Source organism: Pseudomonas sp. P5_A2_2 (genome assembly GCF_054177685.1).
Genome location: NZ_JBGCUL010000204.1, coordinates 1 through 6545, shown reverse-complemented (window position 1 = coordinate 6545; position 6545 = coordinate 1). Strand labels below are relative to the sequence as shown.

Here is a 6545-nt window from a genome sequence, read left to right as displayed (position 1 = left end):
GGGTCGACATGGCGGCTGCTTTTATATCAAGGGCGCGAACATAAACATTACATATATTTATGTGTTAGGAGAAATTGATTTTTCTGTAAGTAGGTATAGGTCAATAAACGTTGGCTTATAAGCGTTCTTCTAAAAAATGACAGCGCCTGAGTTATAACGATATTAGATATTTGTATTTCCGTTACCTTGGCGCAGTACGCAGGATGCCCACTCATCAGATCGGGGTTACGCCGATCATCCATGAGGGGAAATCCATGTTGTTTGAGCGCACGCCTGTAAAACGATTATTGCCTGCGATGTTGGGTGCCTTGATTTCGCTGGCTGCCAGCACCGCTGCCCAAGCCGATGCGACGCTGGACAAAATCGAGCAGCGTCATGTGCTGGTGGTCGGCGTGCTGCTGTCGGGTGGCCCCTTTGGCGGGATCGATCCAGCCACGCAAAAACCGCGAGGCCTGAACGTTGAGCTCGCTCAGGAGTTGGGTCGGCAGTTGGGTGCTGAAGTCGAACTGGTGCCGGTGTTGCCGGCCAACCGTGTGCAGTTTCTGCAGCAGGGCAAAGTCGATTTGCTGATTGCCAACATGGAATGGACGGCGGAACGCGGCGAAATTCTCGGTTTTGTGCCGACGCCGTTTTACCGGGTCGGCGGCACCGCCGCAGTCCTCAAGGACAGCAAGATCGCACGTTGGGAAGACCTCAAAGGACAACCGGTCTGCACCTCGCAAGGCAGCAGCTACGTCAAACCGCTCACCGAGTTGGGTGTCGAGATCAAGGCCTTCAAGAGCTCGTCCGAATCCTTGCTGGCACTGCGCGGCAACAACTGCGTCGCGGCGGTGCACGACGCCACGCTGGTCAACCCGTTGATCGCCGACAGTCCCGAATGGAAGGACTACCGGGCGATCACCCCGGAACTGAACCCGGCGCCTTCAGTGATCTGGACCCGGCGCGGAGAGAGCGATACCCAGGCGAAGCTCGACCCGATCGTCAAGGAGCTGCACCGCAGCGGCTGGTTGATCGAGGCCCAGACCCGCAACCGCATCACGCCTGCATCGCCGGCGCTGGTCGAGCTGCAAAAGAAGTTTCAGGCCAACGGCGTCTGATTCATCTCATCGTCTTCAATACGCCGCCGCATTGCGCGACGGCCGTTCAAGGTAGTCGCGCATGAATCGTCTTTTTTCCGCTAAAACCCTGTCCTCGCTGTGCCTGGCCGGCGCTGTCGCATTGGCTGCAAGCCTGGCCCGGGCCGATGCCACGCTGGACAAGATCGAGCAGCGTCACGCCATCACTGTCGGGGTGATTCTCAGCGGCCCGCCATTCGGCACCATCGACCCGAAGACCGGTGAACACCTGGGCTACAACGTCGAGCTCGCCAAGGGCGTGGCCAAGGCCTTGGGCGTCGAGGCCAACACCGTCTCGGTGCTGGCGCCGAACCGTGTGCAGTTCCTGCAGCAGGGCAAGGTCGACATCCTGATCGCCAACATGCAGTTCACCGAAGAACGCGGCGAGATTCTCGATTACGTGCCCACGCCATACGAGGAAGTAGGCGGCGCGGCGTTGATTCGCAAAGGCTCGGGCATTGCCCAGTGGGCCGACCTCAAGGGCAAACCGGTGTGCGTGTCCCAGGGCAGCAACTTCATCAAGCCGCTGCAGGAAACCTACGGCGCCGAGATCAAGGCATTCCGCAGCCAGTCCGAATCGTTGTTGTCCCTGCGCGGCAACGGTTGCGTGGCGGCGGTGCATGTCAGCCCGACCATGCATGCGTTGTTGAGCGATGCCGAATGGGCGGGTTACGAGATCCCGTTGCCGGGTGACTTGATCCCGTCGAACTCGGTGATCTGGTTGCGCAAGGGTGAGCAGGATACCCAGGCGAAACTGGACGCCATCGTGCGCGATTGGCACCGCAGCGGCTGGCTGATCGAGCTCGGCGAACGCACGGACATGGCACCGTCTCAGGCGCTGCGTGACTTGCACGAAAAATATCGCAACGCCGCGCCGCTGGCGGTGCTTCCGTGAGTCTGTTCGCAGACTTGCAGCAACTGCTCGGCGCGAGCCATGTGCAGAGCAGCGAAGAGGCCGCGCCGTACCTGACTGACAAACAGGGACGTTACGTTGGCCAGGTCGTTGCCGCCGTGCACCCGGCCAACACCGAAGAAGTTGCGGCCGTGGTCCGCGCCTGTGTGGCCGCCGATACGCCGGTGGTGGTGCAGGGCGGTAATACCGGGCTGATGGGCGGCGCCACGCCGGACGCCAGCGGTCGTGCGGTGTTGCTGTTGCTGGATCGCCTGAACCGGGTGCGCGCTGTGGACACCGACAACGACACGTTGACCGTCGAAGCCGGCTGCATTCTGCAAAACGTGCAGGACGTCGCCCGCAACGCCGGTCGCCTGTTTCCCCTCAGTCTGGGCGCCGAAGGCAGTTGCACCATTGGCGGCAATCTCGGCACCAATGCCGGTGGTACCGCCGTATTGCGCTACGGCAATACCCGCGAGCTGACGCTGGGGCTGGAAGTGGTAACCGCCCAGGGCGAAATCTGGAACGGCCTGCGCGGTCTGCGCAAGGACAACACCGGCTACGATCTGCGTGACCTGTACATCGGCAGTGAAGGCACCCTCGGTATTATCACTGCCGCCACGCTGAAACTGTTCCCGCTGCCCAAGGCTCAGGCTACGGCGTTATTGGCCTTTGATTCGCTGGCGCAAGCGGTGCAATTCCTGTCCCATGCCCGTGCCGGGTTTGGAGCCAGCCTCACGGCTTTCGAACTGCTCAGTGCCGACTGCCTGGCCTTGTTGCACGAACAATTTCCCGAAGGTCCGCAACCTTTCCTCGGTGTCAGTCAGCCTTGGTTCGCGTTGCTGGAACTCTCGGATAACCACAGCGAAACTCACGCCCGCGAAGCCTTTGAAGCGGTGCTTGGCGATGCGTTCGAAAAGGACTTGCTGGCCAATGCGCTGATCGCCGAAAGCCTCGCGCAAAGCGACGCGCTGTGGCTGTTGCGCGAAAACATGAGCGAGGCGCAGAAGCGCGCCGGTCGCAACATGAAGCACGATATCTCGGTGCCGATTTCCCAGGTCGTGGCGTTCGTCAGCCACACCGATGCGCTGTTGCAGGCGCACTTTCCCGGTGTTCGCCATTTCACCTTCGGCCATCTGGGCGACGGCAACCTGCATTACAACGTCGCTCATCCGCTGGATTCGACGGTGGATGCGCACATGGCGAATTACGCGGCACTCAGTCTTCTGGTGCACGACAGTGCCCATGCCCGCGGTGGTTCCATCAGCGCTGAACACGGCATCGGCCAACGCAAGCTGGGCCTGCTGGGGCGCTACAAAAGCGCGGTGGAGCTGGATCTGATGCGGCGTATCAAACAAGCCATGGACCCGAAGAATCTGCTCAATCCGGGCAAGGTCGTGGAGGTAAGTCAGTCATGACGCTCAGACTTTCCAAGCGTGTGCAGCGCGTCTCCCTGTCGGCCAATGCCGCCGCCAAATCCCGCGCTACCGAATTGCGTGAGGCCGGTCACGACATCCTCGACCTGACCACCGGCGAGCCGGATTTCGACACGCCTGAACACATCAAGCAGGCGGCGTATTCCGCGATCGCCGCCGGTGCCACCAAGTACACGCCGACGCCTGGGGTGAAAGCCTTGCGGCTTGCCGTGCAGCGCAAACTCCAGCGGGAAAACCGCCTGGACTATTCGCTGCCCTCCATCGTGATTGCCAACGGCGCCAAGCAGGTCATCTTCAACGCGTTCGCCGCGACCCTCGACGATGGCGATGAAGTGCTGGTGCCCACGCCTTACTGGCCATCGTTCCCGGACAGCGTACGGTTCAACGGTGGCGAACCGGTGTTCATCGAATGCGGGCTTGAGCAGGGCTGCAAGCTCACGGCACACCAGCTTGAACAACACATCGGCGAGCGCACGCGCTGGCTGATCCTCAACGGTCCCGGCAATCCCAGTGGTGCGGTGTACAGCGCGGTGGAGTTGCAGGCGCTGGCCGAGGTGCTGCGCCGTCATCCGCAGGTGTTGATTCTGCTGGATGAGCTCTACGAGCACATTCGTTTCGACGGTCAGCCGGCGCAGAACCTGCTCAATGTCGCACCGGATCTGCAGGAGCGTTGCCTGCTGGTGGGCGGTGTGTCGAAGACGTATGCCATGACCGGCTGGCGCATCGGTTTTGGCGCAGGGCCACAGGTGCTGACCAGTGCGATGGCTGTGGTGCAATCGCAATCCACTTCCGGGGCGTCCTCGGTGGGCCAGGCCGCCGCGTTGGCGGCCTTCGAAGGCGGGCTGGATTTCCTGCCCGAGCAGGTCGTGGCCTATCAGCAGCGTCGGGATCTGTTGGTGAGCGCCTTGSGCGCTGTCGACGGTCTTGAAGTGCTTGAGCCGCRGGGCGGCTTCTTCGTGTTTGTCCGTTGTGCCGGTTTGCTGGGGCGTTATCGCCCCGACGGCAACCGCTTGAACAGCGACGCTGACGTCGTCGCCTATTTGCTGGAAGAGGGCGTGGCCGGTGTGGCGGGCAGTGCGTATGGCTTGTCGCCGTGGTTTCGCCTGTCCATCGCCACCGCGACCGACAGCGTCGCTGAAGCCGGGCGCCGCATCGCTCGGGCCTGCGCGCAACTGCGGGGGACGGCATGAGTCACTGGCTGGATCTTTTCGTCCACTGGACCGCCGGTTTCGGTCTGAACTACAGCTTTCTGCTGGACGCCTATCAGCGCGCAAGCCTGGTGCAAGGCGCGCTGACCACGGTGTGGTTGTGCCTGTTCACCATCGTTGGCAGTTTGCTCGCCGGTGTCGGCTTGGCGGCGATGCTGACGTCGGGAAAACCCTGGCTGGCGAAACCGGCGCGGGTCTTCGTCGAAGTCACTCGCAACACGCCGACGCTGGTGCAGCTGTATTGCGCGTTCCTGGTGTTGAACATGCTGCTGACCCAGGCGGTCGGCGCGGCGAACCCGCTGACGCCGTTCGCCTGGGTGGTGATCGTGATCTCGCTGCACAAGGGCGCGTTCCATGCCGAAGCCTTGCGCGCCGGCATCGAAGCGGTGCCGACCGTGACACTGGAAGCCGCCAGTTCCCTTGCGTTCAGCAGCCGCCAATTGCTGTGGAATGTGCAACTGCCGCTGGCGGTGCGCTTCGCCTTGCCGTCGCTGATCAACAACCTGATCGACCTGGTGAAGATGACCGCCGTGGCCTCGGCGATTGCCGTCGGCGACATCACCTACGCGTCGATCATGATCTGGACCCAGAGCGATAACGTGCTGGAGCTGATGATCCTGATCCTGAGCTTTTTCGGTCTTCTGAGTTTTATCGTCAATTGTGTGGGGCGCTACCTGGAAGCGCACTTGAGGATGCCCGGTTATGGCCATTGAATCGTCCGTCACCGCGCCGGTGGCCTGGTCGCGTCGGCATGTCGGCAAGCTGTTGCTCGGCACCGTGCTCTGGCTGCTATGGTTCGCCCCGCAAAGCCTGGTGCTCAACGCCTTGCTGCAATGGTCGCCGGCACTGGTTGCGGGCTTTGGCCAGAACATTCTGATCAGCCTGGTCGCCATCGCGCTGGGTTCGGTGCTGGGGTTACTGGTGGGGGCGCTGGCATTGTCGCCATTGCGCTTGCTGCGTTTGCCGGCGCGGATCTGGGTGCAGATTTTCCGCAATGCGCCGTGGCTGGTGCTGATCTATTTCACCACCTATGTGTTCCCGTTCGAGGTCAGGATCGGCAGCACCTATGTCTCGTTCCCCGACTGGGTCAAGGTCACCCTCGGGCTAGCGCTACCGGCGAGTGCCAACGTCGCGGAAATTTTCCGTGGTGCCATTGCCTCGATCCCCAGCACCCAATGGGAAGCCGCACGTTCCCTGGCGTTTACCCGCGGACAGATTTTCCGCTCGATCATCTTGCCGCAGTGCTTCAAACGCATGTTGCCGCCGTGGATGAACCTCTACGCCGTGATCACCATGGGCACGGCGCTGGCCTCGCTGGTGGGCGTGCATGACGTGATCGACACCGCGCAGATCGCCAGCAACACCGTGAACATGACCGGCTTCACCGTGGTGATTTACCTGAGCCTGCTGGTGTTGTTCTTCGCTTATTGCTACCCGATTTCCCGTCTCACCCAACGCCTGGAGCGACGTTATGCCTTCTACTGAAACCGTCGCCGAGCCTCTGGTCAGCCTGCGCGATCTGCACCTGTCGTTCGCCAGCAATCCGGTACTCAAAGGCATCGACCTTGATGTGCACCGTGGACAGGCGGTGTCGATCATCGGCCCGTCCGGTTCCGGCAAGTCGACGATTCTGCGTTGCATCACCGGGTTGTTGCAGCCGCAGCGCGGCACTATCCGCGTCGGCGCCACCGAGGTGCATAACCTGGCGCAGGAAGCCCAGCGCATCGAGTTGCGCAAGCGCGTGGGGTTTGTGTTCCAGCAGTACAACCTGTTCCCGCATTTGTCGGTGCTGGAAAATCTGGCGATTGCGCCGCGCAAGGTGTTGGGGCGCAGCCGCGCCGATGCCGAAAAAGACGGGCGTGCCTTGCTGGCGAAAGTGCGCATGGAGCACAAG

At 61.7% G+C, this 6545-nt stretch carries 7 protein-coding genes; all 7 read left to right on the top strand.

The window, feature by feature from the left end; all coding sequences use genetic code 11:
* Positions 1-254 precede the first annotated feature (254 nt).
* Positions 255-1097 carry a transporter substrate-binding domain-containing protein gene (locus ACXRVY_RS13935; protein ID WP_223457264.1) on the top strand — a complete coding sequence of 281 codons (843 nt, stop codon included), beginning with the start codon at positions 255-257 and terminating at the stop codon, positions 1095-1097.
* Positions 1098-1158: 61 nt separating this feature from the next.
* Positions 1159-2010 carry a transporter substrate-binding domain-containing protein gene (locus ACXRVY_RS13930; RefSeq protein ID WP_223457266.1) on the top strand — a complete coding sequence of 284 codons (852 nt, stop codon included), beginning with the start codon at positions 1159-1161 and terminating at the stop codon, positions 2008-2010.
* On the top strand, positions 2007-3425 hold the full coding sequence (locus ACXRVY_RS13925) for an FAD-binding oxidoreductase (protein ID WP_223457268.1): 1419 nt from the start codon (positions 2007-2009) through the stop codon (positions 3423-3425). The genes ACXRVY_RS13930 and ACXRVY_RS13925 overlap by 4 nt, the downstream gene beginning before the upstream one ends.
* Positions 3422-4633 (top strand): aminotransferase class I/II-fold pyridoxal phosphate-dependent enzyme, encoded by a 1212-nt coding sequence (locus ACXRVY_RS13920; RefSeq protein WP_458237587.1) that lies wholly within the window; start codon positions 3422-3424, stop codon positions 4631-4633. Before ACXRVY_RS13925 ends, ACXRVY_RS13920 begins: the two co-directional genes overlap by 4 nt.
* Positions 4630-5364, top strand: a complete 735-nt coding sequence (locus tag ACXRVY_RS13915; RefSeq protein ID WP_223457272.1) for an amino acid ABC transporter permease — start codon at positions 4630-4632, stop codon at positions 5362-5364. The genes ACXRVY_RS13920 and ACXRVY_RS13915 overlap by 4 nt, the downstream gene beginning before the upstream one ends.
* Positions 5354-6136 carry an amino acid ABC transporter permease gene (locus ACXRVY_RS13910; protein WP_223457274.1) on the top strand — a complete coding sequence of 261 codons (783 nt, stop codon included), beginning with the start codon at positions 5354-5356 and terminating at the stop codon, positions 6134-6136. The genes ACXRVY_RS13915 and ACXRVY_RS13910 overlap by 11 nt, the downstream gene beginning before the upstream one ends.
* Positions 6123-6545, top strand: a 423-nt coding sequence (locus tag ACXRVY_RS13905; RefSeq protein WP_458237586.1) for an ATP-binding cassette domain-containing protein, incomplete at its 3' end; no start/stop codon positions are given. The genes ACXRVY_RS13910 and ACXRVY_RS13905, both read left to right, overlap by 14 nt.

What these genes read in the sequence shown, in the direction of transcription:
- ACXRVY_RS13935 (WP_223457264.1), top strand. Translation starts at nt 255, where the DNA reads ATGTTGTTTGAGCGCACGCCTGTAAAACGATTATTGCCTGCGATGTTG.
- ACXRVY_RS13910 (WP_223457274.1), top strand. Translation starts at nt 5,354, where the DNA reads ATGGCCATTGAATCGTCCGTCACCGCGCCGGTGGCCTGGTCGCGTCGG.
- ACXRVY_RS13915 (WP_223457272.1), top strand. Translation starts at nt 4,630, where the DNA reads ATGAGTCACTGGCTGGATCTTTTCGTCCACTGGACCGCCGGTTTCGGT.
- ACXRVY_RS13930 (WP_223457266.1), top strand. Translation starts at nt 1,159, where the DNA reads ATGAATCGTCTTTTTTCCGCTAAAACCCTGTCCTCGCTGTGCCTGGCC.